The organism is Nocardia sp. N2S4-5, assembly GCF_044628355.1.
Taxonomy (GTDB): domain Bacteria; phylum Actinomycetota; class Actinomycetes; order Mycobacteriales; family Mycobacteriaceae; genus Nocardia; species Nocardia wallacei_B.
Window position 1 is genome coordinate 3,369,649 of record NZ_JBIUPM010000001.1, and the last position, 26,202, is coordinate 3,395,850.

The 26,202-nt window shown below is 68.8% G+C and carries 23 protein-coding genes; 9 read left to right on the top strand and 14 right to left on the bottom strand.

Annotated elements, in window-relative coordinates; all coding sequences use genetic code 11:
* The first annotated feature begins 97 nt into the window (after positions 1-97).
* From abc-f to ACFMRZ_RS15350, 3 genes are read left to right on the top strand one after another with little or no spacing between them, the layout of a single operon-like run.
* On the top strand, positions 98-1,711 hold the full coding sequence (gene abc-f / locus ACFMRZ_RS15340) for a ribosomal protection-like ABC-F family protein (protein WP_400179687.1): 1,614 nt from the start codon (positions 98-100) through the stop codon (positions 1,709-1,711).
* A gap of 37 nt (positions 1,712-1,748) precedes the next feature.
* A complete protein-coding gene (locus ACFMRZ_RS15345) occupies positions 1,749-2,390 on the top strand; it encodes a CatB-related O-acetyltransferase (RefSeq protein ID WP_400179688.1) in 642 nt (213 codons plus the stop codon).
* On the top strand, positions 2,387-3,550 hold the full coding sequence (locus ACFMRZ_RS15350; RefSeq protein ID WP_400179689.1) for a macrolide family glycosyltransferase: 1,164 nt from the start codon (positions 2,387-2,389) through the stop codon (positions 3,548-3,550). Before ACFMRZ_RS15345 ends, ACFMRZ_RS15350 begins: the two co-directional genes overlap by 4 nt.
* 19 nt (positions 3,551-3,569) lie before the next feature.
* On the opposite strand, the gene ACFMRZ_RS15355 is transcribed toward ACFMRZ_RS15350, so the two are convergent.
* From ACFMRZ_RS15355 to ACFMRZ_RS15365, 3 genes are all read right to left on the bottom strand, one after another.
* The gene (locus ACFMRZ_RS15355; protein ID WP_400179690.1) at positions 3,570-4,145 is read right to left on the bottom strand and encodes a helix-turn-helix domain-containing protein; all 576 of its coding nucleotides are present in this window, start codon (positions 4,143-4,145) and stop codon (positions 3,570-3,572) included.
* Positions 4,146-4,265: 120 nt separating this feature from the next.
* Positions 4,266-7,097: a preprotein translocase subunit SecA gene (gene secA / locus ACFMRZ_RS15360; RefSeq protein WP_400179691.1), complete on the bottom strand. Its 2,832-nt coding sequence runs from the start codon at positions 7,095-7,097 to the stop codon at positions 4,266-4,268.
* A gap of 132 nt (positions 7,098-7,229) precedes the next feature.
* Positions 7,230-7,871, bottom strand: coding sequence for an Rv3235 family protein (locus tag ACFMRZ_RS15365; RefSeq protein ID WP_400179692.1), 642 nt, complete (start codon positions 7,869-7,871; stop codon positions 7,230-7,232).
* Between the two features lie 74 nt (positions 7,872-7,945).
* Between ACFMRZ_RS15365 and ACFMRZ_RS15370 the strand changes: the two genes are divergently transcribed.
* The 6 genes from ACFMRZ_RS15370 (at position 7,946) to bluB (ending at position 14,802) form a co-directional block, all read left to right on the top strand.
* Positions 7,946-9,355: a wax ester/triacylglycerol synthase family O-acyltransferase gene (locus tag ACFMRZ_RS15370; RefSeq protein WP_400179694.1), complete on the top strand. Its 1,410-nt coding sequence runs from the start codon at positions 7,946-7,948 to the stop codon at positions 9,353-9,355.
* 58 nt (positions 9,356-9,413) lie between these two features.
* Positions 9,414-9,926 (top strand): DUF6912 family protein, encoded by a 513-nt coding sequence (locus tag ACFMRZ_RS15375; protein WP_400182865.1) that lies wholly within the window; start codon positions 9,414-9,416, stop codon positions 9,924-9,926.
* An 84-nt stretch (positions 9,927-10,010) separates the two neighbouring features.
* Positions 10,011-11,174, top strand: a complete 1,164-nt coding sequence (locus tag ACFMRZ_RS15380) for a ferredoxin reductase (RefSeq protein WP_400179695.1) — start codon at positions 10,011-10,013, stop codon at positions 11,172-11,174.
* A 127-nt stretch (positions 11,175-11,301) separates the two neighbouring features.
* Positions 11,302-12,702 carry a fatty acid desaturase family protein gene (locus ACFMRZ_RS15385; protein WP_400179696.1) on the top strand — a complete coding sequence of 467 codons (1,401 nt, stop codon included), beginning with the start codon at positions 11,302-11,304 and terminating at the stop codon, positions 12,700-12,702.
* Positions 12,703-12,799: 97 nt separating this feature from the next.
* Positions 12,800-14,050 carry a fatty acid desaturase gene (locus tag ACFMRZ_RS15390; protein ID WP_280277121.1) on the top strand — a complete coding sequence of 417 codons (1,251 nt, stop codon included), beginning with the start codon at positions 12,800-12,802 and terminating at the stop codon, positions 14,048-14,050.
* A gap of 122 nt (positions 14,051-14,172) precedes the next feature.
* Positions 14,173-14,802, top strand: coding sequence for a 5,6-dimethylbenzimidazole synthase (gene bluB, locus ACFMRZ_RS15395; protein WP_400182866.1), 630 nt, complete (start codon positions 14,173-14,175; stop codon positions 14,800-14,802).
* A gap of 84 nt (positions 14,803-14,886) precedes the next feature.
* Here bluB and ACFMRZ_RS15400 read toward each other — a convergent pair whose 3' ends face one another.
* The 11 genes from ACFMRZ_RS15400 to ACFMRZ_RS15450 form a co-directional block, all read right to left on the bottom strand.
* Positions 14,887-16,179 (bottom strand): acetyl-CoA C-acyltransferase, encoded by a 1,293-nt coding sequence (locus tag ACFMRZ_RS15400; RefSeq protein WP_400179697.1) that lies wholly within the window; start codon positions 16,177-16,179, stop codon positions 14,887-14,889.
* Positions 16,180-16,250: 71 nt separating this feature from the next.
* Entirely contained in the window at positions 16,251-16,670 is a 420-nt protein-coding gene (locus tag ACFMRZ_RS15405; RefSeq protein ID WP_400179698.1) for a lasso peptide biosynthesis B2 protein, read from the bottom strand.
* Positions 16,667-16,948, bottom strand: coding sequence for a lasso peptide biosynthesis PqqD family chaperone (locus ACFMRZ_RS15410; RefSeq protein ID WP_400179699.1), 282 nt, complete (start codon positions 16,946-16,948; stop codon positions 16,667-16,669). Before ACFMRZ_RS15410 ends, ACFMRZ_RS15405 begins: the two co-directional genes overlap by 4 nt.
* Positions 16,945-18,729 carry an asparagine synthase-related protein gene (locus tag ACFMRZ_RS15415; RefSeq protein ID WP_400182867.1) on the bottom strand — a complete coding sequence of 595 codons (1,785 nt, stop codon included), beginning with the start codon at positions 18,727-18,729 and terminating at the stop codon, positions 16,945-16,947. The genes ACFMRZ_RS15410 and ACFMRZ_RS15415 overlap by 4 nt, the downstream gene beginning before the upstream one ends.
* A 105-nt stretch (positions 18,730-18,834) precedes the next feature.
* Positions 18,835-18,972, bottom strand: coding sequence for a keywimysin-related RiPP (locus ACFMRZ_RS15420; RefSeq protein ID WP_400182868.1), 138 nt, complete (start codon positions 18,970-18,972; stop codon positions 18,835-18,837).
* Positions 18,973-19,219: 247 nt separating this feature from the next.
* Positions 19,220-19,828: a ribosome hibernation-promoting factor, HPF/YfiA family gene (gene hpf / locus ACFMRZ_RS15425; protein WP_400182869.1), complete on the bottom strand. Its 609-nt coding sequence runs from the start codon at positions 19,826-19,828 to the stop codon at positions 19,220-19,222.
* Between the two features lie 333 nt (positions 19,829-20,161).
* A complete protein-coding gene (locus ACFMRZ_RS15430; RefSeq protein ID WP_400179700.1) occupies positions 20,162-20,806 on the bottom strand; it encodes a ComF family protein in 645 nt (214 codons plus the stop codon).
* Positions 20,807-20,840: 34 nt separating this feature from the next.
* Positions 20,841-22,694 (bottom strand): MtrAB system accessory lipoprotein LpqB, encoded by a 1,854-nt coding sequence (gene lpqB / locus ACFMRZ_RS15435; RefSeq protein WP_400179701.1) that lies wholly within the window; start codon positions 22,692-22,694, stop codon positions 20,841-20,843.
* Complete coding sequence (gene mtrB, locus ACFMRZ_RS15440; protein WP_400179702.1) at positions 22,691-24,637, bottom strand: MtrAB system histidine kinase MtrB; 1,947 nt, start codon at positions 24,635-24,637, stop codon at positions 22,691-22,693. The genes lpqB and mtrB overlap by 4 nt, the downstream gene beginning before the upstream one ends.
* Positions 24,634-25,311 (bottom strand): MtrAB system response regulator MtrA, encoded by a 678-nt coding sequence (mtrA, locus tag ACFMRZ_RS15445; protein ID WP_228824209.1) that lies wholly within the window; start codon positions 25,309-25,311, stop codon positions 24,634-24,636. Before mtrA ends, mtrB begins: the two co-directional genes overlap by 4 nt.
* Positions 25,312-25,389: 78 nt before the next feature.
* The gene (locus ACFMRZ_RS15450; RefSeq protein ID WP_280368916.1) at positions 25,390-26,037 is read right to left on the bottom strand and encodes a dTMP kinase; all 648 of its coding nucleotides are present in this window, start codon (positions 26,035-26,037) and stop codon (positions 25,390-25,392) included.
* Positions 26,038-26,202 lie beyond the last annotated feature (165 nt).

A 26,202-nucleotide genomic window follows, 5' to 3' on the forward strand; every position in this document is an offset into this window, starting at 1 on the left:
TCGCACTAGTGAGGTTTGCCGATGTTCTTCCGGAGTGTTCACCCGGCCCTGCGGTCCCCCGTGGCCGCGAAGTCCTCGAATGCTTCGGAGTGTGTGCATGCCTACCCAGATCACCGCGCTCGCGGTCAGCAAGTCCTTCGACGGCCGATGCGTCCTCGACGAGGTGACGTGTGCGCTCGCCGCGGGTGAGCGCACGGGCATAGTCGGAGAGAACGGGTCCGGCAAGACGACCCTGCTGCGCCTGTTCGCCGGGCGGGAGCGGCCCGATCAAGGTGAGATCGTTGTCCAGGCCGACGGCGGCGTCGGATATCTCGCGCAGGACGAACGGCTGTCGCCGGCCCTGACCGTCCAGCAGGTCATCGACCGATCGCTGGGCGAGTTGCGCGCGATCGAGCGGCGGATGCGCGGTCTCGAGGTCGCGATGACCGCGGGCGAGGAATCCGCGATGGCCGAATACGGCGAGCTGACAACGGTTTTCGAGCTGCGCGGCGGTTACGACGCCGATGCCCGGGTGGAACGCGCGCTGCACGGTCTCGGCCTGGGACTGGTGGAGCGGGACCGCACCGTGGGCGGGCTGTCCGGCGGCGAGCAGGTCCGGTTGCGCCTGGCCGCCGTGCTGGCGGCCGGCACGGAGGTGCTGCTGCTGGACGAGCCGACCAATCATCTCGACGATGCCGCCCTGAGCTGGCTCGAGGAACACCTGCGCACCCGCCGCGGCACCACCGTGACGGTGTCCCACGATCGGGTCTTCCTCGAGCGGGTCGCCACCAGCCTGCTGGAGGTCGATGCGGACACCCGCCGGGTCGTGCGCTACGGCAACGGGTACGCCGGATTCCTCGCGGGGAAGGCGGCGGCGCGGGAGCGGTGGGTGCAGGAGCACACGCGATGGCAGGCCGATGTCGAACGGCAGCGCGAGGCCGTCGTGACCACGGCACGCCGGGTCGCCCCCGGGCGCGCGATGCGGGACAACAACAAGATGGCCTACGACCGGGCCGGTGGGCGGGTGCAGCAATCGCTGGCCGGGCGGGTACGCAATGCCGAGGAACGCTTGCGCCGCCTGCTCGCCGAGCCGGTTCCGGCGCCCCCGGAGCCGTTGCGTTTCACCGCCACCGTGCGGACGGGCCGGGCACGCGGCACGGTGCTGGACGCCACGGACATCACCGTCGCGGGACGCCTGGACCGGACCGGCGTCACGGTCCGCGCCGGTGACCGACTACTGATCACCGGGCCGAACGGCGCGGGCAAGACCACGCTGCTGCGGGTGCTCGCCGGGGAACTGACCCCGGACGGCGGCACCGTCACCCGCGGCGGCAGGATCGGTTTCCTCGCGCAGCAACCGCGGCCCGCCGCACCCGGCGAGACGCTGCTGACCGCCTTTGCCCGCGGTCGTGCCGGGGATCTCGCCGAGCATGCCGAGCGGCTGCTGTCGCTGGGCCTGTTCGACCGCGGTCGGCTCACGACACCGGTCGAGCACCTGTCCACCGGGCAGCGGCAGCGGCTCGCGCTGGCGCGGCTGGTCACCGAGCCGGCGGACGTGCTGCTGCTGGACGAGCCGACCAATCACCTGTCCCCCGGCCTGGTCGAGGATGTGGAGACCGCCCTGGCCGAATACCGGGGCGCGCTCGTGATCGTCAGTCACGATCGGCGGCTGCGGGAACGGTGGCAGGGTGCGCGGCTCGACCTTCGGACACCGGCCGCCGTCGGTTCCTGACATCCATCACTTACGTTCGTACAGAAGGAGATTCGCGATGCCCGCTGTTCCCGCGGACCCGACCGTCCTGCACCCCATGCCCGGCCAGCCGCGCGTCGTGATGCTGCGGCCCCTGGTCACCTCGCCCCTGATCGAGGTCGGAGAGTTCTCCTACTACGACGATCCCGACGACGCGACCGCCTTCGAGACCCGCAACGTGCTGTACCACTACGGACCCGAGAAACTGATCATCGGGAAATTCTGCGCGCTCGGGACCGGGGTGCGGTTCATCATGAACGGCGCCAATCACCGCATGGACGGGCCTTCGACATTCCCGTTCCCGATGATGAGCGGCGCGTGGTCGGACCACACCGACCTGCTGGCCGAGCTGCCGAATCGCGGGGACACGGTCGTCGGCAACGACGTCTGGTTCGGTTACGGCGCGACGGTGTTGCCCGGCGTCCGCATCGGGCACGGCGCGATCATCGGCGCGCGCGCCGTCGTCACCGCCGACGTCCCCGACTACGGCATCGTCGGCGGCAACCCGGCCCGCCTCGTCCGGACCCGCTACGCCGACCGCGATATCGCCCGGCTGCTGGCGGTGGCCTGGTGGGACTGGCCGGTGGAGCACATCACCGAACATATCCGCGTGATCATGTCCGGCACCGTCGACGAACTCGAAGGAGTACAACCTCGATGACCTCTCCCGCTCATATCGCAATGATCGGCATCCCGGCCGTCAGCCATGTCCTGCCGAGTCTCGAGGTCATCCGTGAACTGGTCGGCCGTGGCCATCGCGTCACCTATGCCAACGACCCGGCGGTCGGCGACCTCGTCGAGTCCACCGGCGCCGAATTCGTCCGGTGCACTTCCGTATTGCCGGTCGCCGACAACAACTGGCCCGACGATCCCATCGCCGCGATGACCCTGTTCCTCGACAATGCCGTACAGGCGCTGCCGCAGTTGCGGGACGCCTACGACCGCGACCAAGCGGATCTGTACCTGTACGACATCGGCGCCTACGCCGCCCGTGCCCTCGCCGAGACCCAGGGCCGTCCCCTGCTGCAACTGTCGCCGACCTTCGTGGCCTGGGACGGTTACGAACAGGAGGTGGCGGCGCAGGTGCGGGCACTGCCGGGCGCGGACGCCTACCGGACGAAGTTCGCCCGGTGGCTGGCCGACTGCGGAGCCGTCACCACCGACGTGGACGAGTTCTCCGGCGCGCCCGCCAAGGCGCTGGCGCTGATCCCGCGGGCGATGCAGCCGCATGCCGATCGGGTCGACGGCGACAAGGTGACCTTCGTCGGGCCGTGCCTGGGTCCACGCGGCGAGGGTTGGTCGCGCCCCGATGCAGAACGGGTGCTGCTGATCTCGCTGGGATCGGCGTATACCCGTCAGCCCGAGTTCTACCGGCAATGCCTGGCGGCCTTCGGTGACCTGCCCGGTTGGCACGTCGTCCTGCAGATCGGAAAGTACGTCGACCCAAGCGAACTCGGCGATATTCCCGCGAATGTCGAAGTGCACCAATGGGTTCCGCAGCGTGCGATCCTGGAGCAGGCCGACGCGTTCGTCACGCACGCCGGGATGGGCGGGTGCGGGGAAGGGCTGCTGGCCGGGGTGCCGATGATCGCCGTTCCACAGGCCGCGGAGCAGTTCCTCAACGCGGATCGGCTCGTGGAACTGGGGGTGGCGCGGCGCATCGATACCGCGGAGGCGACCGCCGAGAACCTCCGAAAAGCGTTGCGGGAACTCGTTTCCGACGCCGAGGTCGGGCGCCGCTCGGATCGTCTCCGGGCCGACACCCGCGCCGAGGGCGGGACCCGGCGAGCCGCCGATCTCATCGAGAGCATGCTGGGCTGAGCGGGCGCCGGCATTTGCCTCAGGTGTGTGGCGGCAGGTGTGCGCGCACGCCCTGCAGGCCGAACAGGATCAGGAGTTCGACCGCGCCGCCGTCGGCACTGCCGAGCCAGTGCGGCAGGGATGTGTCGAATTCGGCGGCCTCGCCGGGTGGCAGGGTCAGATCACGTTCGCCGACCACGAGACGCAGGCGGCCGTTGAGAACGTACAGCCATTCGAAGCCGTCGTGGGTCTGCGGAGTCGGTTCGAGGGGTTCCGGGCGGGCGGGGATGATCATCTTGAACGCGTGCACCCCGCCCGGCCGCCGGGACAGGGGTACGAAGGTCATCCCGTGCCGATGGATCGGTTTCAGATGGATACGGGGATCGCCGGTGCGCGGGGCGCCGACGAGGTCGTCCAGCGGCACGTCATAGGTGCGGGCGAGCGGCAGCAACAATTCCAACGTCGCCCGCCGCTGCCCGCTCTCCAGCCGCGACAACGTGCTCTCCGACACCCCGGTCCGCACCGCCAGATCCGCGAGAGTAATCCCGCGATGGCGACGCAGCGCACGCAACCGCGAACCAACCGTGTCGAGCACATTCTCGGTATCGGGGTCCACCCGCCCATCTTGCCGGACCCGCAAGTTTCCGTGCCGGATGTCTCACGGACGCCACCGCGCTGCCCGACCGAACAGGAACGCCCACCCCGGGCGACGGGGTGGGCGTTCTTGCTGCCGTGATTACCTGCGGCGCTTGGACTTCGGGGGCTTGGTGCTGTGGCGGGAATCGGCGCGGGCTGCTTCGCGGCGCTCGCGGCGGGTCATGCCGTCGTCGGCGGGGTCGGCGCCGTATTCCTCGCGGTCGCTGTGGCGGGCCGCGTGGCCGCCCTCGTCCGGGCCCGAGTAGGTCAGACCGCTCACGTCGCGCTGGTCGATCCCCTTGGCGCGCAAGGCCGCCGGGGCGCCGTTGACCGGTTCCTCGACCGGGGCGGGGGCGGCGGCGCCGACCGGGGAGCGCAGGCCGGGGGCTACGGCGGAGCCCTGCGGCTGGGGCTGCTGGACCTCTACCTGGAGGTTGAACAGGAAGCCGACCGACTCCTCCTTCAGGCCCTCCAGCATGGCGGCGAACATGTCGAAGCCCTCGCGCTGGTATTCGACCAGCGGGTCGCGCTGGGCCATCGCGCGCAGGCCGATGCCCTCCTTGAGGTAGTCCATCTCGTAGAGGTGCTCGCGCCACTTGCGGTCCAGCACCGACAGCAGCACCTGGCGTTCCAGGTTGCGCATACTGCCCGGACCGGCCAGGTCGTCGATCTCCTTCTCGCGGCGCTGGTAGGCGTTGTGGGCATCGTCGAGGAGGGCGTCGAGCAGTTCCTCGCGGGTCAGCTCACCGATCTCGCCGTCGGAGTTCTCGCCGGTCAGGTCCCGGTAGTCGAGGCCGACCGGGTAGAGCGTCTTCAGTGCCGTCCACAGCTTTTCGAGGTCCCAGTCCTCGACGTAGCCGTCGGCGGTGGCGCCGTTGACGTAGGCCGTGATCACGTCGGTGATCATGTTCTCGACCTGGCCCTCCATGTCCTCACCGGACAGGATGCGCTGGCGCTCGGCGTAGATGACCGTGCGCTGCTGGTTCATCACCTCGTCGTACTTCAGGACGTTCTTGCGGATCTCGAAGTTCTGCTGCTCGACCTGGGTCTGCGCGCTCTTGATGGCCCGCGAGACCATCTTCGCCTCGATCGGCACGTCGTCGGGCAGGTTGAGCCGGGTCATGATCGACTCCAGCGCCGCGCCGTTGAAGCGCCGCATCAGCTCGTCGCCCAGCGACAGGTAGAAGCGGGATTCGCCCGGGTCGCCCTGGCGGCCGGAGCGGCCGCGCAGCTGGTTGTCGATGCGCCGCGACTCGTGCCGCTCGGTGCCCAGCACGTACAGGCCGCCGGCCTCGCGCACCGTCTCGGCGTCCTCCTCGACCTGCTGCTTCACCTGTTCCAAGGTGGGCAGCCAGTGCCGCTCGTACTCCTCCGGCGTCTCGACCGGGTCCAGGCCCTGGCGGCGCAGCAGGGTGTCGGCGATGATGTCGGGGTTGCCGCCCAGCACGATGTCGGTACCGCGGCCGGCCATGTTGGTCGCCACGGTGACCGCGCCGGGGCGGCCCGCCTCGGCGATGATCTGGGCTTCCTGCTCGTGGAACTTGGCGTTGAGCACGTTGTGCGGAATACCGCGCTTGGTGAGCAGCTTCGACAGATACTCCGAGCGCTCCACCGAGGTGGTGCCGATCAGCACCGGCTGGTTCTTCTCGTGCCGCTCGACGATGTCGTCGGCGACGGCGGCGAACTTCGATTCCTCGGTCTTGTAGATCAGGTCCGACTCGTCGGCGCGGATCATCGGCTTGTTGGTCGGGATCGGCACCACGCCGAGGTTGTAGATCGAATGCAGCTCGGCCGCTTCGGTTTCGGCGGTACCGGTCATACCGGACAGCTTGTCGTAGAGGCGGAAGTAATTCTGCAGCGTGATGGTGGCCAGCGTCTGGTTCTCCGGCTGGATCTCCACCTTCTCCTTGGCCTCGATGGCCTGGTGCATGCCCTCGTTGTAGCGGCGGCCCACCAGGATGCGGCCGGTGAACTCGTCGACGATGATCACTTCGCCGTCGCGGACGATGTAGTCCTTGTCGCGGACGTACAGCTCCTTGGCCTTGATGGCGTTGTTCAGGTAGCTGACCAGCGGCGAGTTGGCGGCCTCGTACAGGTTGTCGATGCCCAGCTGGTCCTCGACGAACTCCACGCCCTGCTCGTGCACGCCGATGGTGCGCTTCTTGATGTCGACCTCGTAGTGCACGTCCTTCTTCAGCAGCGGCGCGATGCGCGCGAATTCGGCGTACCACTTCGAGGAGGCGTCGGCGGGACCGGAGATGATCAGCGGGGTGCGGGCCTCGTCGATCAGGATCGAGTCGACCTCGTCGACCACGGCGAAGTTGTGCCCGCGCTGGACCAGATCGTCCAGCGAGTGGGTCATGTTGTCGCGCAGGTAGTCGAAGCCGAACTCGTTGTTGGTGCCGTAGGTGATGTCGGCGTTGTACGAGGCGCGCCGCTCGGCCGGGGTCATGCCGGACAGGATCGAACCGACCTCGAGACCGAGGAACCGGTGCACGCGGCCCATCCACTCCGAGTCGCGTTTGGCCAGATAGTCGTTGGTGGTGACGATGTGCACGCCGTCGCCGCTCAGGGCGTTGAGGTAGGCGGGCAGCACCGAGGTCAGGGTCTTGCCCTCACCGGTCTTCATCTCGGCGATGTTGCCGATGTGCAGCGCGGCGCCGCCCATCACCTGCACCTTGTAGTGCTTCTGGTTCAGCACGCGCCAGGACGCCTCACGGGCGACGGCGAACGCCTCCAGCAGCATCTCGTCCAGGGATTCGCCGTCGGCGTAGCGCTGCCGGAACTCGTCGGTCTTGCCCCGCAGCTCCGCGTCGGTGAGGTCGGCGTACTCGTCCTCCAGGGCGAGCACTTCGTCGGCCAGCCGCGCGAGCCGCTTGACGACGCGGCCCTCACCAATCCGTAGCAACCTCGTCAGTGTCAGCGCAGGCACGGGTCTCGTCAGTCCTCTGGTCGGTGTCGTGGTTTGCGGCGCTTCATCCCCGGGGCCCCGCGGGCGGGGTCCGGTTACGCGGATGCCGCGGCAACGCCCATGGTAATGCGGCCTCCATGGTAGGCGCCGCGTTCACCTGAGCCGCAGTGCGGCCAACCGCCACTCACCGCGGCGCGCGACTATGCGGGCCGCGACGGCGAAGCGCCGGTTGCCGCGATCGTAACCGCCGCAGACCTCGGCGGCGCCGGGCGCCACGGTCGTCGTCCGCACCGATGCCAGCACCGCCGGGCCCAGCCGCCGCTCGGCGGCGCCGGTGCGGGCGAGGGTCTCGACCGCCGCGAGCACCGTCGGCTCGGCGACCGGTCCGAGCTGGGCGACCGGCCGCCGGCCGTCCACCACCTCCAGCACCAGGCGCAGCGATCGTTCGGCGAATCGCTTTGTCGCGGAATCTGTTTCGCCCTGGGAAGCGTACGATGTAGAGCGTCCGTCGTGCGGCGAGCGGCGCGGCGCCCGGCCCGGGGCGCCGGCCGCCGGTCCACGAGCGGACGCACGATGGCAGGGCAGCGTGGCTCGGCTCGCCGGACCACCGTGCCGCATCGGATCGCCGGAATCACCGGCGCCCTCCAGCGGCGGCTCGAAACTCGGCGCGCGTGACAGAGACCGGCGTCGGCTGCCCACGGATTCCCCCTCGTAGTCGTCTCCCCCTGACACGAATCGGACCAGCATGCCATGGGGACCGCCGAGCGCAAAGGCTTTCCCCCGGTATCGCGACATGTCCCACACGCCGGGGCGCGAACGGTTTGTGTGACATCACAATGGAGCGGGTATCGGAAGGAGCACCCGGCAGCGTGATCACGAGACTGACGCCGCAGGACGCGTCGTTCCACCGGCTCGAGTCGAGCAGCAATCCGATGCACATCGGATCCCTCGCGATCGTGCGCGATGGCGCCGGCGACTCCGGCGGGGCGTCGCTGGACTACGACGGTCTCGTCGACCTGGTGGAGCAGCGGCTCGCCCTGGTCCCGCGCTATCGCCGCAAGGTGCGTGAGATCCCCTTCGGCCTGGGCCGCCCGGTGTGGGTGGACGACGGCCGGTTCGACATCACCTATCACGTGCGCCGCTCGGCGCTGCCCGGTCCGGGCACCGACGCGCAGTTGCACGACCTGGTGGCCCGACTGGCCTCGCGGCCGCTGGACCCCACCCGTCCGCTGTGGGAGATGTACCTGATCGAGGGGCTGTCGGACGGCCGCCGCGCGGTGTTCACCAAGACGCATTCCGCGCTGGTCGACGGCGGCACCGCGCTGGAGATCGGGCACGTCATCCTCGACGCCGGACCGTCGCCGCGCGAGGTCGCCGACGACGCCTGGATCGCGGTGCGCGAGCCCGGCGAGGTCGAACTGCTGGCGATGGCGCTGGTCGAGCTGGCCGGGCAGCCGCGCGAGGCGTTCGAGGTGCTGCGGCAGGCCGGCGGCGACGCCTTCGGGCTGGCCGGCGGGCGCGCGTTGGAGAAGGCCGTGTCGTGGCTGCGCGGCACCGCTCCCGGCCGCGACGGCCCGTTCCACGCCCGCACCTCCCGCAACCGCCGCTTCGACGTGGTCCGGACCGATCTGGAGGACTACCGCAAGATCCGGCGGCGCTTCGACTGCTCCATCAACGACGTGATCCTGGCCGTGGTGACCGGCGCGCTGCGCATCTTCCTGCAGTCACGCGACGAGGTGCTCACCGAGTCCGCGGTGCTGCGGACGGTGGTCCCGATGTCGGTGTACATCGAGGGGCAGCACGGCGACCGGATGAAACCGGCCAGCGAGGTGTCGTCGTTCGTGATCGATCTGCCGGTGGGCGAGGCGAATCCGGTGATGCGGCTCTCGCACATCTCGCACGCGACCGAGGCGCACGCCCGGCACCGGCGCGGCGTGCGGGCCCGCACCCTGGTGCACATGGCCGGGTTCGCCCCGGCGAGCCTGCACGCCATGAGCGTGCGCGCGGCGAGTACGTTCGCAGAGCACACGTTCGATCTGGTGATCACCAACGCGCCGGGTCCGCAACGGCCGATGTACATCGGCGGCGCGCGGATGCTGGAGATGTATCCGGTATCGCCGCTGCTGCGCAACCAGGCCTCGAGCATCGGCATCACGTCCTACGACGGCCGCGTGTTCTACGGTCTGAATGCCGACCGCGATGCGATGGCCGATATCGGAGTACTGTCCGCGGCGGTGCACGAATCCATGGAGGAGATGCTCGGTGCCTGCGTCCAGTGAGTCCGGCAAGCCCGCGGGCGACCGGAAGCTACGCGTCTACGTTCCGGCGACCGTCCCGATGCTGCGCGAGCTGGTGGCCGACCGGGAACTCCGCGCGATCAACGACACGGCGTTCGCGGTGACCCCGGCGCTGCGCGAGGCCTACGCCTCCGGCGACGACGAGGAACTGGCTGAGGTGGCGATGGGCGAGGCCGCGCGCGCGGCGCTGCGCCTGCTCGCCGAGGAGCGCGAGGCGGCGGGCCTGCACGCCGGTGACGACGACCCCGAGCACCCGTATTCCGGCCCGGTCTACCGCCGCGCGGTGATCGCCGCCGACGTCACCGGCGCCGCGCTGCGCCCCGACCTGGACGACGCGGTGGTCCGGCTGTCCGGCCCGATCACCTACAACCGGATCGCCTCGGTGCACGTCGACCTGGCCGAGGCGGAGCCGGCCGTGGCCAAGGCCGTGGACGTCGTCGACGCCGCCGACCTGGGCGACGAGGACGCCGAGTTCGTGCTGGGCGACGCCGAGGACCATCAACTGGCCTGGTACGCCACCCAGGAGCTGCCGTTCCTGCTGGATCTGATGTGAGCGTGCCGCGGTAACCTACGATGCCGTAACCTGGCACCGGGAGAGCGCGCGGTGGAGCGCGCCGGCATCGTTCAACACAGTGAAATGAGCATCCGCACGATGGTCCTGAAATCGGTACAAGGCGTCCGAGAATGGTTGGAGGCACCGGTCGCCGAGGCGAAGATGTCCGGCCGGACGCGGCTGAACGCGCTCCGCGGCGCGGCCGCCCGGGTCACCACTCCGCTGCTGCCGGACGACTATCTGCATCTGATCAACCCGCTCTGGTCGGCGCGCGAGCTGCGCGGGCGCATCGTGTCGGTGCGCAAGGAGACCACCGACGCGGTCACGCTGGTCATCAAGCCGGGCTGGGGCTTCGATTTCAAGTTCACGCCCGGTCAGTACATCGGCATCGGAGTACTGGTCGGCGGCCGCTGGCACTGGCGGTCCTACTCGCTGACCTGCCCGCCGGACTGGACCGATCCCGACAGCCGGTCCAAGCGCCTGATCTCCATCGCGGTCAAGGCGATGCCGGAAGGTTTCCTGTCCAGCCACCTTGTCAACGGGGTCCCCGAGGGGACCATCGTGCGGCTGGCCGCACCGCAGGGCGGGTTCGTGCTGCCGGAGCCGCCGCCGGCGAAGGTGCTGTTCCTGACCGCGGGCAGCGGCATCACGCCCGTGATGGCCATGCTGCGCACCATGGACCGGCGCGGCAGCTGGCCCGACGTGGTGCACGTGCACTCCGCCCGCTCCGCCGACGACGTGTTGTTCGGCGCCGAGCTGAGCGAGTTGCACGACCGGCATCCGAGCTTCACCTCGCACCGGCACCTGACCGGCGAGCAGGGCAAGTTCACGCTGGACCGCCTCGATGCGCTGTTCCCGGACTGGCGCGAGCGCGAGACCTGGGCCTGCGGCCCGCTGGGAATGCTCGACGACATCGAAAAGCACTGGGCCGCAGCGGGACTCAGCGACAAGCTGCACATCGAGCGGTTCGAGGTGGAACGCTCCGCGGTCGGGCAGGGCGGCACCGTCACCTTCGGCCGCAGCGGGCGCACCGCGACCGTCGACGGCGCCACCACGCTGATGCAGGCCGGTGAGGACGCCGGCGTGCAGATGCCGTTCGGCTGCCGTATGGGCATCTGCCAGACCTGTGTCGTGTCTCTCACCGACGGCCACGTGCGCGATCTGCGCAACGGCACGGAACATCAAGCGGGAGAGAAGATCCAGACCTGCATCTCGGCCGCTGCCGGCGACTGCACCCTCGACGTATAGCCGAGGGCACCATCATCCGCGGCCGCGGGTTCACCGAAACCCGATACCCTCGAGGGTAGTCGAGCCTCCGGGCCGCGAACACGCCGTACCGAAGGCACGGCACCGAGCACAGGGAGCAGGAGACGCGGTGGCAATCACCGATATCAAGGGGTTCGCCCATCTGACGGCGGCCGATATCGAGACCCTGGGTCAAGAACTGGACACGATCCGCCGGGACGTGGAGCTATCGCTCGGCGAACGCGACGCGACCTACATCCGGCGCACCATCCGCGCTCAGCGCATGCTGGAGGCGGCAGCCCGCGCGACGCTGTTCGCCGGGCGTAACCGGTGGGCCTGGGTGGCCGGCACCGCGATGCTCTCGGTCGCCAAGATCATCGAGAACATGGAACTCGGGCACAACATCAGCCACGGGCAGTGGGACTGGATGAACGACCCGGAAATCCACTCCACCACCTGGGAGTGGGATATGACGGGGCCGTCGGCGCAGTGGCGGCGGGCGCACAACTACTCGCACCACACCTACACCAACGTGCTCGGCAAGGACGAGGACCTCGGTTTCGGGATCCTGCGGATGACCCGCGACGAGGAGTGGCGACCGGTACACCTGGCGCAGCCCGCGGCGAATCTGGTGCTGGCCGCGACCTTCGAGTGGGGTATCGCCCTGCACGACTGGAGCATCGACAGGGAATTGTCCGACACTCCGCGCTGGCAGGTGATGTCCGAGCCGAACCGGGCGTTCGGACGCAAGATCGCCCGCCAGGTCGCCAAGGACTTCGTGATCTACCCGGCGCTCACCGGTCCCGGCTGGAAGTCGACGCTCCAGGCCAACGCGGCCGCCAACCTGGTCCGCAACCTGTGGGCATACGCGGTCATCTTCTGCGGCCACTTCCCCGACGGCGCGGAGAAATTCACCATCGAGCAGTTGGAGGGTGAGACCCGCGGCGAGTGGTATCTGCGGCAGATGCTCGGCAGCGCGAACTTCTCCGCGGGCCCCGTGATGGCGTTCATGAGCGGGAACCTGTGCTATCAGATCGAGCACCATCTGTTCCCCGACCTGCCGAGCAACCGCTACCCCGAGGTCGCCCGCCGAGTGCGGGAGCTGTGCGACAAATACGACCTGCCCTACACCACGGGCTCGCTGGGCAAGCAGTATCTGCTCGCCTTCCGCACCATCCACAAGCTGGCGCTGCCGGACCGGTTCCTGCGGCGCACCGCCGACGACGCCCCCGAGACATCCTCGGAGCGCAAGTTCGCCGGGCTGACCCTGCCCGCGTTGCCGAGCACCGAGCAGTGGGCCGAGAACCACTGGCCGGTCGATCCGGTGACCGGGCAGCGCCGCGGGTTGCGCTCGGCGCTGGCCGAGGCCAAGGTGGCGCTGAAGGAGAAGGCGCGCCACGAGAAGGAGTCGCTGCAGGAGGCCAAAGTGGCCCTGCAGGACAAGGCTCGCCAGGAGAAGAAGGTGCTGCGGCAGCGGGCGTTGCGCGAGCGCGCGATTCGACGGGTACGCCGACGTCAGCGGTCCAATTAAGCACATGTTGGTCTCGATCACAATGCGGCGTACGCCACAGTTGTGAATCGATAAAGCCACAACCTACGGAGCCGTAACCTACGGTAGTGTAACCGGCATGGCGATCTCGGATGTCAAGGAATACGCCCACCTCACTCCCGAGGATGTGGAGGCCATCGGTGCCGAGCTGGATTCGATCCGGCGCGAGATCGAGGCGTCCCGTGGCGAGCGCGACGCCAAGTACATCCGCAATGTGATCCGGCTACAGCGCGCGCTCGAGATCTCCGGCCGCGCGGTGCTGTTCGCGAGCTTCCTGCCGCCGGCCTGGCTGGCCGGCACGGCGCTGCTGAGCACCGCGAAGATCATCGAGAACATGGAGATCGGCCACAACGTCATGCACGGCCAGTGGGATTGGATGAACGATCCCGAGGTCCACTCCGCGACGTGGGAGTGGGACAACGTCGGCCCGTCCGAGCACTGGAAGATCACGCACAACTTCCTGCACCACAAGTACACCAACGTGCTGGGCATGGACGACGACATCGGCTACGGCCTGCTGCGCGTCACCCGCGACCAGCGCTGGGCGCCGTTCTATCTCGGCCAGCCGGTGTACAACCTGCTGCTGCAGATGTTCTTCGAATACGGCGTCGCGATCCAGCATTTGGAGCTGGGCAAGGTCGCCAAGAAGAAGTGGGCCGCCGACAGCCCGGAGCGCAAGCAGTTCGAGGCGGACCGCCGCTTGGTGCTGAAGAAGGTCGGCAAGCAGGTCGCCAAGGATTATCTGATCTTCCCGCTGCTGACCGGTCCGGCGTTCTTCTCCACACTGACGGCCAACATCACCGCCAATGTGGTGCGCAACGTGTGGACCAACGCGGTCATCTTCTGCGGCCACTTCCCCGACGGCGCCGAGAAATTCACCAAGGCCGATATCGACGGCGAGACGCAGGGCCAGTGGTACCTGCGGCAGATGCTGGGCAGCGCCAACATCTCCGGTGGCCCGCTGCTGCACTTCATGACCGGCAACCTCTCGCACCAGATCGAGCATCACCTGTTCCCGGACCTGCCGAGCAACCGGCTCGCCGCGATCGCGGTGCGGGTGCGCGAACTGTGCGACAAGTACGACCTGCCCTACACCACCGGCTCGCTGCCGGTGCAGTACGCCAAGTCGTGGCGCACCATCATCAAGCTGTCGCTGCCGAACAAGTACCTGCGGCGCAGCACCGACGACGCCCCGGAGACCAGGTCCGAGCGCGCCTTCGGCGGCGCGTCCACGATCGACCCGGCCACCGGTCGCCGCCGTGGGCTGCGCACCGCGCTGCAGGAGGGCCGTCGCCGGATCGCCCGCCGGGCCGCGGCGGCCGTCGCCTGAGCTTCCCGTATTCACGCACCCCGTATCGGTTCCCCTCACCGATACGGGGTGCGCCTTTGTGTAGCTGGTTTCCCGGGGTGCGGCGGACCGATGTCGCCCCGCCTGATTGACTGAGGCCCGTGTTGGCTCAACCCGGTATCTACGACGTGATTCGACAGCGGCGCGACGTGCGCGCGGAGTTCACCGGGGAAGTGGTCGACGACGAGACGCTGCTGCGGATCCTCGACGCCGCGCACCGCGCGCCCAGCGTCGGCAATTCGCAGCCGTGGGATTTCGTCGTCGTGCGAGACCGGCAGCGGCTGGCGCGGTTCGCCGCGCACGTCGCGCGGAAGCGCACCGAATTCCGGGATGCGCTGCCGCCCGAGCGGGCGCGGGTCTTCGATCCGATCAAGATCGAGGGCATCACCGAGAGCGGCACCGGCATCGTCGTCACCCACGACGACAGCCGCGGCGGGCCGCAGGTGCTCGGGCGGGCCACCGTCCCCGAAACCGGGCTCTACTCCACGATTCTCGCCATTCAGAACCTGTGGCTGGCGGCCACCGCCGAGGGCGTCGGCGTCGGCTGGGTGAGCTTCTACGACAGCCCGTTCCTCACCGACCTGATCGAGTTGCCGCCGGGTATCCGTCCGATCGCGTGGCTGTGTGTCGGGCCGGTGCGCGAGTTCCAGCAGACGCCGGATCTGGAGCGCTTCGGCTGGCGCGCCCGGCGTCCGCTCGAGCACGCGATTCACTGGGAACGCTTCCGGGCCTGAGTATCGCTGCGCGCCAGCCGCTTTCCCCGCACCGCCAGAGAGAAGCGAACCGTCGCCTGAACGTGGGCGGTAAACCGTCGCCGCTCAGACGCGTTCCAGGACCGCCGACGCGCCGATGCCGCCCGCCGCGCAGATGCCCAGCAGGGCGGCGCTCTTGCCGGACAGCGCGAGTTCGTTGGCCATGGTGGTGACCATGCGGGCGCCCGTGGCACCGAAGGGGTGCCCGAGGGAGACCGAGCCGCCGTGCACGTTCAGGATCGCCGGGTCGATCTCGCCGACTGCCGAGTCTCGACCCAGGCGGTTCTCGGCCCAGTCGTCGCTGGCCAGCGCGGCCAGCACCGACAGGGTCTGGGCGGCGAACGCCTCGTGGATATCGACGAAATCGACGTCGGCGAGCGACATTCCGGCCTTGTCGAGGGCGCGCGGCATGGAGATGGCCGGGCCGATCAGCACCTGATCACGCGGGTCGACGCTGACGTAGCTCCAGGAGCGGAACGCGGCCAGCGGTTGCAGGCCCAGCTCGCGAGCCTTCTCCTCGCTCATCAGCAGCACCGCGGCGGCCCCGTCGGTGAGCGGGCTGGCGTTGCCAGCGGTGACGGTGCCGTCCTTCGCGAACACCGGCGCCAGGGCCGACAGCTTCTCGACGCTGGTGTTCGCCCGCACCAGGCCGTCGCGGGTGATCGACTTCCCTTCCGGCGTCACGACTTCCAGCACTTCGCGGTCGAAGCGGCCGGAGTCGATGGCCGCGGCGGCCCGGTGGTGCGAGCGGGCGGCGAACTCGTCCTGCGCGGCGCGGGTGACACCGTGGATACCGGCCATCTTCTCCGCCGACTCCCCCATCACCTCGCCGGTGGTGCGCTCCTCGATCTTCGGCCGGCGCGGCAGGAGATCGGTGAACGGCGCCAGCTGCGCCACCGCGGACAGGTAGTCCTTGGGTTTCGGCTTGCCCAGCGCCAGCGGCGCCGCCGCATGCACCATCTTCTGCGGCAACTTGACCTCGGCGTTGCTGGTCGAGTCGCTGCCGCCGGCGATCATGATGTCGTACTCGCCGCGCTCGATAGCCGCCGCCGCCGTGGTGACCGCCTGCAGTCCGGACGCACAGGCCCGGGTCACGGTGTGGCCCTCGCAGCCCGGGTCGAGCTTCAGGTCCAAGGCGATCTCGCGGGCGATATTCGGGGCCGCGCTGGGCAGGATGACCCCGCCCCACACGATCGCCTGCACCTGCTCCTTGGGCAGCCCGGTCCGCTCCAGCAGTCCGGCAACCGCCGCATCGGCCAGATCGATGGAGTCCATCCGGGTGTAGTCGGTGAACGCCCGCACGAACGGTGTGCGAGCCCCGGAGACGATGACGGCACGGCGAGCGCCCTGGGTTGCCATGGGAATCCTTTCGAGAGAACCACCTGGCCACCAAACTTACTCGGAGGTAAGAATAAAATCGAGACACGGTGTCACAGACAAACGGACATCAGGACGGCGTAGTAGTCACCGGTGAACGACTCGCCCACCGGTTCGCCCTCGGCTTCCACCCACGCGTGCGCGGCCATCGGCGGCAGCCTGCGGACGCCGACCCGCCAGGTCGGCCATTGGCCTCTGGTCCGGCACAGCAGGGTGATCGCGATCGAGCGCAGCAGGCACGAGCGCGGCCCGACACACGCGTAGCTGACCGCCGTGACCTGCTCGTGCGCGACGCTCGCGGCCTCGAATGTGGCGGGCGCGGTACCGATTCGGAGTATCGCCAGGATCGCTCGGATTCGGGCCGGTTTCGCCTTCGCCAGGACGCGGGCGACGGCCACCAGGACGTGGATGAGGATCCGCACCCGCAGGGACGTCACGCGGGGGTCGTGGAACAGCGGATGGTGCGTTGTCACGACAACTCCGAGGTGGTTTCCCAGTCGCCGATCAGGCCGGCGGACCGCAGTTCGCCGAGCAGCGCGCGGATGTCGTCCAATGCCTGCTGCTCGGCTACGTCGTACTTCGTCGTGACGGCCGCTACCGCGGCGGTGAGACTGCGCGACTCCGCGAACTCCCGCAGCGCCACGGCGGCCGAGCCGTTGAGACCCCAGTAGACGCCGCTGCGCTCGTCGAGCACCATGACGCCGTAGTCGGTCTCGGCCAGCGAAACCTTGTCCAGGAACAGTGAATTCATGATTCCCCCCGTAGCCACGCCTCCACGGCGATGGTCAGGTCGAGCGAGGCGCGGTGCTTATCGATCAGCAGAGGTTGGGCGCACAGATCTCGGACCGCCGCAGAGTCGATTATTCCGAGTTCGGCGAGCCGGGAATTCTCCAGCAACGCGAGAATATCCCCGCGGTGCCGCCGCAGACCGCGCGCGACGCCCGCCGAAGTATTGGCCTTGGTGCCGCGATGACGAGACGTTTCCGGCACGATTCCGGCCATAGCCTCGGCCAGCAGCGGCTTGTATCGACCGGTGTCGACCCGCTCCGGCGGGCGCACCGACAAGGCGGCCCCCACCACCGAATCGTCGAGATAGGGCGCCGCGGTGGGCACGCCTATTCTTCTGGCGAATTGCTGGCATAATCGAGCGCCGCGCGCGACACCGTACAGCTGTTCCAGCGTTTGATGCAGCCCGCGATCCTGGGCCAAGGGCTCGGCGTCTTTCGCGCATTCGCGTATCGCATCGCGCACCGTTTCCGATGCGCCGGTGGTGAGCCACGGCGGAGATATGATGCCGAGGCCCCAATTTATCGCCGGATCGGGCGCCCAGGCCGGGGTCGACACAATATTGTCGGCGATATCGGTCAAATGTTCTCGGTACGATTTGTTTCCGGCCATCTGCATTCCTACCCGCCACAGCGGATACTTGTGCTTCGCCGACCAACGCCGCGCCGTGCGGATGGCCGTCAGCGGATCCCGTCGGACGGTCGCGTGCAGCCACCCCCAGCTCACCCGGAGAATTTCGTCGCCACCGAATCCCACGAACCGGATCTGCGTGTCCAGGTCGACGCTGCGATGGCAGACCGCCTCCAGTTTGGCCTTGTTGACCTGGACGATGCACGGCTCGTCGAAGCGGTCGTCGGTGGTGCGGATCCCGTCGTAGGTCAGGGGTAGTTCGTCGGCGCCGATCACGACATGTTCGACCGAGCCCAGCCCGGCCACGGTGTCGCGGGCCCAGCGGATGTCGTCGTCCAGGTCGTCGGGGCTGGTCGCGGTGATGGCCACGACCTCGGCGCCGCTGCGGGCGGCGAGAGAACAGAGCGCCGTCGAATCCACGCCGCCCAGATCGGACGCCACGCGGCGCTTGCCCGCGGTTCTCAGTTCGACGGCCTCTCGCAGGCGGGCTCGGAGCAATTCGGCGCCCTCTGCCAGCGTGAGTTCGGCGGCCGGCGGCTGCCACCACCGGTGCTGCGCGGCGTGGCCGTGGTGGTCGAGCTCGAGCGTGTGGCCGGGCCATACCACCTCGATGCCGGACCAGACGGACCGGAACGGCAGCGGCCAGGGCACGACGTACAGCAGCAGGAGCGCGAGTTGCTGTCGGTCGATCTCGGCTCGGGCCAGCGTGGCGAGGACATCGGCGCGGTCGCTCGCGACTCGGACGCCGTCCACCACGGCATGGAAGACCCGCCGCAACCCGGAGGCCGTGCCGCGCACGCATACTCGGCCGGGACGGGAGCCGATCACATGGAAGCTGCCGGGGGCCGAGGCCGTCGCCCGGCCGAAGAGTTCGGCGCCGAGACCGGCGAGCCTGCCGGGCGGCATATCGTGCTCGCCGATGGCCGCACAGGCCTCGTCGCGGCCTCGGAACACGGCGACTTCGGATTCCTCCCAATGCCCGATGACCCACGGGCGGTCACTCGGATGAGATATTTCCCGCACGCTTCCGTATTCAGCACGCACCCGATCGGCGACGATTTCCGCGCCCGGCCCGTCGGCTAGAACCAGAAACCATGACGGCGCGCTCGACAGCACAGCCAATGTTCCCCCCTGAATTCGGTTCGATTCTGCGAAATCAGCCGAATCCGGACGAGCCGCGACGGCGCACCGGCGCACCGGCCGAGCCGCGGCTCGACGCGTTCAGTTCGGCCAGTTCTGGTCCCCGAAGGGGAACTCGGGCAGGAAGCTGGAGAAGCCTTCCGTAACCTCCTGGAAAGAGCCGATTCGGACCAGAGTCGGTCGTTCGTACGCCAGCATAATGTCGTTCCTCGGTTTCATGAGCACGCCGAATACACCGAGTCGAAGTATTCGAACTCGATTCTCCGGCAGAATCCACAATGCTAAATCGGAAGCGCCCCCCACGGGTGCGCCGATCGAATTCCCCTCCCCTCGGTCACAGGACCGTTCAATACCTATGATAAGGCACCGGCGCTGCAATTCCCCCTGCTCGCTGTCCGGACCGGACAGCCTGGCGACGAGGGGCCGAAGGCGGAAACCATCGGCCCCGTGCGCGAATCGGATGCCGCTACGCGAGCCGGATCAGGCCGTAGTCGAAGGCGTGGCGGCGATAGACGACCGACGGTCGGTCGGTGTCGCGGTCGTGGAAGAGGAAGAAATCGTGGCCGACGAGTTCCATCTGGTAGAGCGCGTCGTCGACCGACATGGGATTCGCCGGATGCACCTTGGTCCGGACGATGTGACCCGGCCCGGCGTATTCGCCGGATTCCGTGTCCTCGGACCGATGTTCGTGGGTGACGGTCCCGTTGCCGGGGGCCGGCACCGCCTCATCGATCAGCGTGGCCGTGGCCTCGGCCACCGAGAGGGGGGTCTTCTCCCCGTAGTGCACGCGCCGCCGATCCTTGCTGCGGCGCAGGCGGCTCTCCAGTTTCTCCACGGCCGACTCGAGGGCGGCGTAGAAGCTGTCCGCACAGGCCTCGGACCGGGCCACCGGTCCCTTGCCGCGCACGGTGATCTCGAGGCGCTGGCAGTTCTTGCGCTGGCGGCGATTGCGTTCGTGGAACAGTTCGACATCGAACAGGTGGATCGACGGATCGAAACGCTCGAGTCGGGAGAGCTTCTCCTCCACGTGGATTCGGAAATGATCGGGAACCTCGACGTTGCGGCCCTTCACCACGACGTCCGCTAGAGGGGTTCTGGGCCGGTCCGCTGCAGGCTGCTCGGCGCCGTTGCGTTCGAACTCGAACGCAGAGCCGTCACGGGCCGAGGGATCTGCTGCTTTCACTGAAGGTCGTGAAGTCGTCACGCGTACCTCCCGGATCTGGCCGCACAACCGATGCATGTGCGGCGGGATTCAACCGCGCCGAGTCGAGGCGGATGCCGGGGAACTCGGCACGAAGTCGTCCGAGGTGCCACCTCCAAACTCTCTGGTTCGGGTGTCAGATCGCTCTGTCAGCAACGCTATTACGACAGCGTTCCGACCGCCAGTGTTCACACGAATTTCAAAGCTTCAAGCGGCACATGTCACCAACACGCCATGTGCGGACACACCGGCGCGCGCCAGCGCGCGCACCGATTCGCGGGCCGTGGCGCCGGTCGTGAGGACATCGTCCACCAGCACTACCTCGACGTTCGGGCAGCGCAGCAGGGCGAGCAGCGAATCGCCGGTGGCGCGGATGCCGTCGCGGAGGTTGCGCCGCCGGTCGAGCGGGCCCAGACCGACCGAATCGCGCACGCCTGGCCGGGTGGCCAGCACGGGAGCGCAACGGCTATCGGACAGCCAACCGGTAGCCACCCGCGCTGCTCGGGCGACCGGGTCGCCACCGCGCCGCCGGGCGGCTACCCGCCGGCTCGGCGCCGGCACCAGCAGCAGCGGACGGTCGCGGGACCGCAGCCCATCCAGGCCCCTCGCCAGCGCCAGTCCGAGCGGCGCCGCCAGATCGCGACGCCCCCGTTCCTTGGCCGCCAGCACCGCCCGCCGCGGCGGACCCGAGTACGGCCCCAGCGCCCAGCACGGCACACCCGGATCGGTGCGCGGCCGCACGCGCCGCGGCGGCCCCGCCAGACAACCCGCACAGCTCGCGCACCATCCGGTGCCGACTACCCCACATCCCCCACATGCCTGCGGCAGGATCAGGTCCAGCAGCGTTCGCATCGCCCCAGTGTGCCGGTGACCACCGACAGAATTCTCACCCCGGCAGCACCGGGACCGCGTTCGCGCCGAGCGGCTGCACCTCACGCCAGAAGCGCTCGCGGCCCGGCTCGTCGGACTGCAGCTGCATCACCGCGCGCGAATCGGCGATGTACTGGGTGTCGGGCGAGGCGCTGAGCGTCCGGACCGGTGGCGTCAGGTTCTGGCTGGTCACCGGATCGGACTCGGAGCCGTCGATCAGCACCGTCTTCACCGGGTCGACGTTGCCCTCGCGCGCCAGCATGATCGTGTCCTCCCTGAACCAGTCCAGCGACACCACCGCGGTGCTCAGGCTCAAGGCGATGGGCAGCGGCGAGGTCAGCGCGTACTTTCCGTCCGCCTGCGGGACCACCACGACCACGTACGCCTTGCCGCCCGCGACGATCGCCGCGCGGGCGCCGGTCCGCGACATGCGCAATTCGGTGATCGGCGTGCGGGGCATGGGCTCGGAGGTCGAGGTCGGCGTCGAGAACAGGGCCGAGGTGTCGACGTCCTGCACCGACAGGTTGCCGGTGCTGCGGTCGTGCGCGGCCCGGACGACCCGGTCCCCGTCGACCACCGACCAGGCCGAACTGCCGTCGGCGGTCCAGGACGGCCGGGTGAAGGTATTGCCCTCGGCGACGGCCAGCGCATTGTTGTCGTTGCCGCCGATCACCAGGGTGCGGGCGGGCTCCGGGGCGGGCCTGCCGCTGTCCGCGACCGCGGCCACCAGCTGACCGTCCGGCGTCATGCCCACCGACTGCAGATTGCGCGCGGTGCCGAAATACCCTGGCACCGGGGATATTCCGCCGTCCTTGACCCGCACCAGCGCGCCGTCGCGCACGGCGTGCAGGCCGATCTTGTTGTGCGAGTTGGCCGATGGGCTCAGCGCGCTGACGTCGGGCACCGACCAGCCCGTGGTCGCGTAGCGCTCGTCGAGCGGCTTGCCGTCACCCAGCAGGAAGTAGGGCCCCAGCACGCCGGCGTCGGCCAGTGTCAGCACGACCTGCGCCGCCAGTAACTCCTTGGCCCGCTGATCGAGCGCCGACGCACCGGCGAAATCCACTTGTACGCCGCCCAACCCGACGCCCACCCCGTCGGTGTCTCCGTTGGGTTTGGTGATGCCGCCGCGGATCGTCACCGGGCCGGACAGCACATTGCGCACCGCGGGCGCGAGCGCCGGTTGCGGCCCCTCGGCGAGCAGCGACAGCAAGCGCTGCGCGAGTTGCTCCTTGCGCACCGAGACCCAGCGCAGGTCCGGAACCATCGCCGTGCCAGGCGTATTCGCGAAATTCAACGCATAGCGCCGGTAGAACTTGGCGAACGCGTTGGAGTCCACCACCACGCCCGGCTGTAATTCATCGATCCGCCACTCGGTGCCGACCTTGGTCATCTCGATGTGGTTCTCGAGCGTGTTGTCCACCACCCGGTACGACCCGTCGGCTTCGAGTTCGCCGATCTTGTGCGCCCGGATCTGATAGGTCGCCGTATCGCCGGACCTGGATTCGCGCAGGGTGTCGGGCTTTTCGACGATGGTGATGCGTGCGGTGTCGTCCCACGTCGCCGCGGCGGCGGGGGTCAGGTACTGGCGGGCGGTCTGGTGGCGGTTGGACGGGTCCGCGGTGGCCTGCAGGAAATCGCGCAGCAGTAGGTCCGGGTCGCGGCCGGTGCTCGGCGGCGGCGGACCGGCGGTGGTGGGCTCGCGGTCGATGGTGCCCAGCGCCTGGGGGGCCGACGAATCGGGGAGATTGGCGCACCCCGGGAGAGCGAGGAGACCGGCCAGCACCACACCGAGAGTCGCGCGCGCCCAGAACGCGCGGCGTTCGGACGGTCGTGGCGCGGGCCATCGCTGTATTGCGGTCCACAGGCTCATATCGTCGGATCTCCGGAGTCGGTGAGCATGTCCGCGGACCCGGCCCCGTTGCCGGAGTCGGCGGACGTCCGTCGAGTCGGCGGCGAATTCTTTTCTCCCCCGGGCGAATCGGCGCCCGCCTCGGGTGCGGAGCCGGGCAGAGCCGACGCGCCACCGGACTGTGCCGCACCATCGGGGTCGGTCGGCTCCGTCGTCGCGGCGGCATCGTCCGGGTGTTGCGCCGCACCGGTTCCCGGCGATTCAGTTGTCCCGGCGTCGGTGGAGCCCGGTTGTTCCGGTGCGTCCGGCTCCGCACCGGCATCCGAACCCTCTTGCAGCGCAGCGGCTTCCGCCGTCAGCAGCTTGCGTTTGGGTGGTTCCAGCGAGAGCGGGCTGACGCCGAGCTTACGGCCTCGGACCAGCGGCAGCGTGAGCCGGAAGCTCGCGCCCTGACCCGGTTCGCCCCAGGCCTCCAACCGGCCGTCGTGCAGGTTCGCGTCCTCCACGCTGATCGACAGGCCCAGACCGGTGCCACCGGAACGGCGCATACGCGAGGGATCCGAGCGCCAGAACCGGTTGAACACCAGCTTCTCCTCGCCCGGCCGCAGGCCCACACCCTGGTCGCGGACCACGATGCCGACCGCGTTGGCCTCGATATCGCCGCGCATCCGGATCATGACCGGCTTGCCCTCGCTGTGGTCGATGGCATTGGCGAGCAGGTTGCGCAGCACGCGCTCGACGCGCCGCGGGTCCACCTCGGCCACCAGCGGATCCTCCGGCAGATCCACCACCAGTTCGACGCCGGTCTCCTTGGCCAGATGCCGCACGGTGGAGATGGCCGCCCGCGCGCACATCCGCACGTCCAGCGACTCCACCTGCAATTCGGCGACGCCCGCGTCGTGGCGGCTGATCTCCAGCAGATCGTTGAGCAGGCCCTCGAACCGGTCCAGCTCGGTGACCAGCAGTTCGGCGCTGCGGGCCAGCGCGGGATCCAGCTCGTCGCTGGAGCCGTGGATCAGGTCGGCGGCCATCCGGACGGTGGTCAGCGGGGTGCGCAGTTCGTGGCTGACGTCGGAGGTGAACCGGCGTTGCAGATTGCCGAACTCCTCGAGCTGGGTGATCTGGTTGGACAGGCTCTCGGCCATCTCGTTGAACGACATGGCCAGCCGGGCCATGTCGTCCTCACCCCGGACCAGCATCCGCTCCTTGAGCCGGCCGTCGGCGAAACGGCTGGCGATGCGCGCGGCCGAGCGGATCGGCAGCACCACCTGCCTGGTCACCAGCGCCGTGATCGCGGCCAGCAGGACCAGGAGCACGAGGCCGCCGATCAGCATGGTGCCGGTCATCAGGTCCCGGCTGCGATGCTCGTTGGTGAGCGGGAAGATCAGGTAGATCTCGAGCGTCGGGACCTCGAGGCTGGGACTGCCGATGATCAGGGCCGGTCCGCGATAGCGATCCGAATCCGACACCGTCGTGAACTGGTAGCTGACCTGGTTCTGCTGGACGAACCGGCGCAGTTCGGCCGGCACCTCCTGGATCGGGCCCGCCGGAATCTCCTGCTGGCCGTCACCCACCATCACCAGCGCCGCCTCGTAACTGCCCGCGGCGCCGACCGATTGCGAACTGCTCCCCGAGGTCAGCGCGCGCAGCGCGTCCTGCAGGCGAATCGCCTGGCTGCTCGAATCGTTCGCGACGGTCAGCTGGGCCTCGACGGTATTGCGCGCCCGGCCCATCTCCTCGAGTCCCGCGTTCTGCTTGGCCTGCAGCAGCCGATCGGTGATCTGACTGGTCAGCACGACACCGAGGATCGTGATCACGATCAGCGACAGGGTGAGTGTGGACACCACGACGCGCAACTGCAACGAGCGCCGCCACACATGGCCCAGTGCTTCTCCGACGGATTTGAACCAGTCCACCAGAGCTGCCAGCAACCGCTGAACGCGGTCTCTGGAGCCATCGATCACGGTGGTCCGGCCTTGTAGCCGACACCCCGCACGGTCAGCACGATCTCGGGATTCTCCGGGTCCTTCTCGACCTTGGCGCGCAGCCGCTGCACATGCACGTTGACCAGGCGGGTGTCGGCGGCGTGCCGGTAGCCCCAGACCTGTTCGAGCAGCACCTCGCGGGTGAAGACCTGGCGTGGTTTGCGAGCCAGGGCCACCAGCAGATCGAACTCCAGCGGGGTCAGCGAGATCTGCTGACCGCTCCGGGTGACCTTGTGGGCCGGCACGTCGATGACGATGTCCGCGATCGACAGCAGCTCCGCCGGCTCCTCCTCGGTGCGGCGCAGGCGAGCCCGCACCCGAGCGACGAGTTCCTTCGGCTTGAACGGCTTGACGATGTAATCGTCGGCCCCCGATTCCAGGCCCAGCACGACGTCGACCGTGTCGGTCTTCGCCGTCAGCATCACGATCGGCACGCCGGAATCGGCGCGCAGCACGCGGCATACGTCGATGCCGTTCATGCCGGGCAGCATCAGATCGAGCAGCACCAGGTCGGGGCGTAGCTCCCGGACCGCGGTGAGCGCCTGGGTGCCGTCGCCGACGACGTGAGGGTCGAAACCCTCGCCGCGCAAGACGATCGTGAGCATCTCCGCGAGCGCCATATCGTCGTCGACGACCAGAATCTTCGGCTTCATAACTACTATGTTGTCATCTCTCCGGCTCGGAACGGGCAACCACGCCAACACTGGTACATTACCGACGCACATCCAACCCTATCGGGCAACCTTTTCCGAGAGGCGCGCGGCGAGTGTTGCCGGATCGTCATGCGGCGCATGGACCCACCAGGGTCCGTGCCAATGCGATTCGGCCAGCACACGATAAACCGCCGCCGTACGTTCCTGCAGCCCTTTGTCGCGTTCGTACGCATCCAGGTCGCGGGTGCGGTCGAGTTCGCCACGGCGGCGGGCACGTTCGGCGGCCACTTCGATCGGCACGTCCAGCAGTACCTGTACATCGGGTACCGGCAATTCGAACCGGCCGAATTCCAATTCCGCCACCCACGAAGCGATTTCACCGTCGGCGGACTGACCGGTCCGCGCGGCATTGTAGGCGGCATTGGACGCGACATAGCGATCGAGCAGCACGATGTCGTTGTCGGCCAACAACTTCGACAGCTCGTCCCGGGCGTCGGCGCGATCGAGCGCGAACAACAGCGCCATCGCGTTGACCGAGGCGGCCACGTCCCCGTGCCGCCCGCGCAGCGCCTCGGCCGCGAGATCGGCATGCACCGACCGCCCGTAGCGCGGGAACGCGAGGGTGCCCACCCGCACCCCCCGCTCCCGCAGCCCACCGGCGACCGCCTCGATCAACGTGCGCTTACCGGCCCCATCGAGGCCTTCCACCGCAACCAACGCACCCATGGCTTGCAGGTTAGACCCTCACAACCATCAACCTCACCCGGGTGCTGAACCGATCCGGGTTCACCTCGCCCAACTCGCACACCCCCAAGGTTCGCGGCCCGTCTCGCGGCTGGGACGCGTGGCGGGTGCGAGGAACGAGTACCCGACACGGGGCCCAGCCGCGAG

Bases quoted from the DNA above. Each gene is read 5' to 3' on its own strand.
- abc-f (WP_400179687.1), top strand. From the start codon at position 98: ATGCCTACCCAGATCACCGCGCTCGCGGTCAGCAAGTCCTTCGACGGC.
- ACFMRZ_RS15345 (WP_400179688.1), top strand. From the start codon at position 1,749: ATGCCCGCTGTTCCCGCGGACCCGACCGTCCTGCACCCCATGCCCGGC.
- ACFMRZ_RS15350 (WP_400179689.1), top strand. From the start codon at position 2,387: ATGACCTCTCCCGCTCATATCGCAATGATCGGCATCCCGGCCGTCAGC.
- ACFMRZ_RS15365 (WP_400179692.1), bottom strand. From the start codon at position 7,871: ATGTCGCGATACCGGGGGAAAGCCTTTGCGCTCGGCGGTCCCCATGGC.
- ACFMRZ_RS15375 (WP_400182865.1), top strand. From the start codon at position 9,414: ATGCTGCGCGAGCTGGTGGCCGACCGGGAACTCCGCGCGATCAACGAC.
- ACFMRZ_RS15380 (WP_400179695.1), top strand. From the start codon at position 10,011: ATGAGCATCCGCACGATGGTCCTGAAATCGGTACAAGGCGTCCGAGAA.
- ACFMRZ_RS15390 (WP_280277121.1), top strand. From the start codon at position 12,800: ATGGCGATCTCGGATGTCAAGGAATACGCCCACCTCACTCCCGAGGAT.
- ACFMRZ_RS15400 (WP_400179697.1), bottom strand. From the start codon at position 16,179: ATGGCAACCCAGGGCGCTCGCCGTGCCGTCATCGTCTCCGGGGCTCGC.
- ACFMRZ_RS15410 (WP_400179699.1), bottom strand. From the start codon at position 16,948: ATGAATTCACTGTTCCTGGACAAGGTTTCGCTGGCCGAGACCGACTAC.
- ACFMRZ_RS15420 (WP_400182868.1), bottom strand. From the start codon at position 18,972: ATGAAACCGAGGAACGACATTATGCTGGCGTACGAACGACCGACTCTG.
- ACFMRZ_RS15430 (WP_400179700.1), bottom strand. From the start codon at position 20,806: ATGCGAACGCTGCTGGACCTGATCCTGCCGCAGGCATGTGGGGGATGT.
- lpqB (WP_400179701.1), bottom strand. From the start codon at position 22,694: ATGAGCCTGTGGACCGCAATACAGCGATGGCCCGCGCCACGACCGTCC.
- mtrA (WP_228824209.1), bottom strand. From the start codon at position 25,311: ATGAAGCCGAAGATTCTGGTCGTCGACGACGATATGGCGCTCGCGGAG.
- ACFMRZ_RS15450 (WP_280368916.1), bottom strand. From the start codon at position 26,037: ATGGGTGCGTTGGTTGCGGTGGAAGGCCTCGATGGGGCCGGTAAGCGC.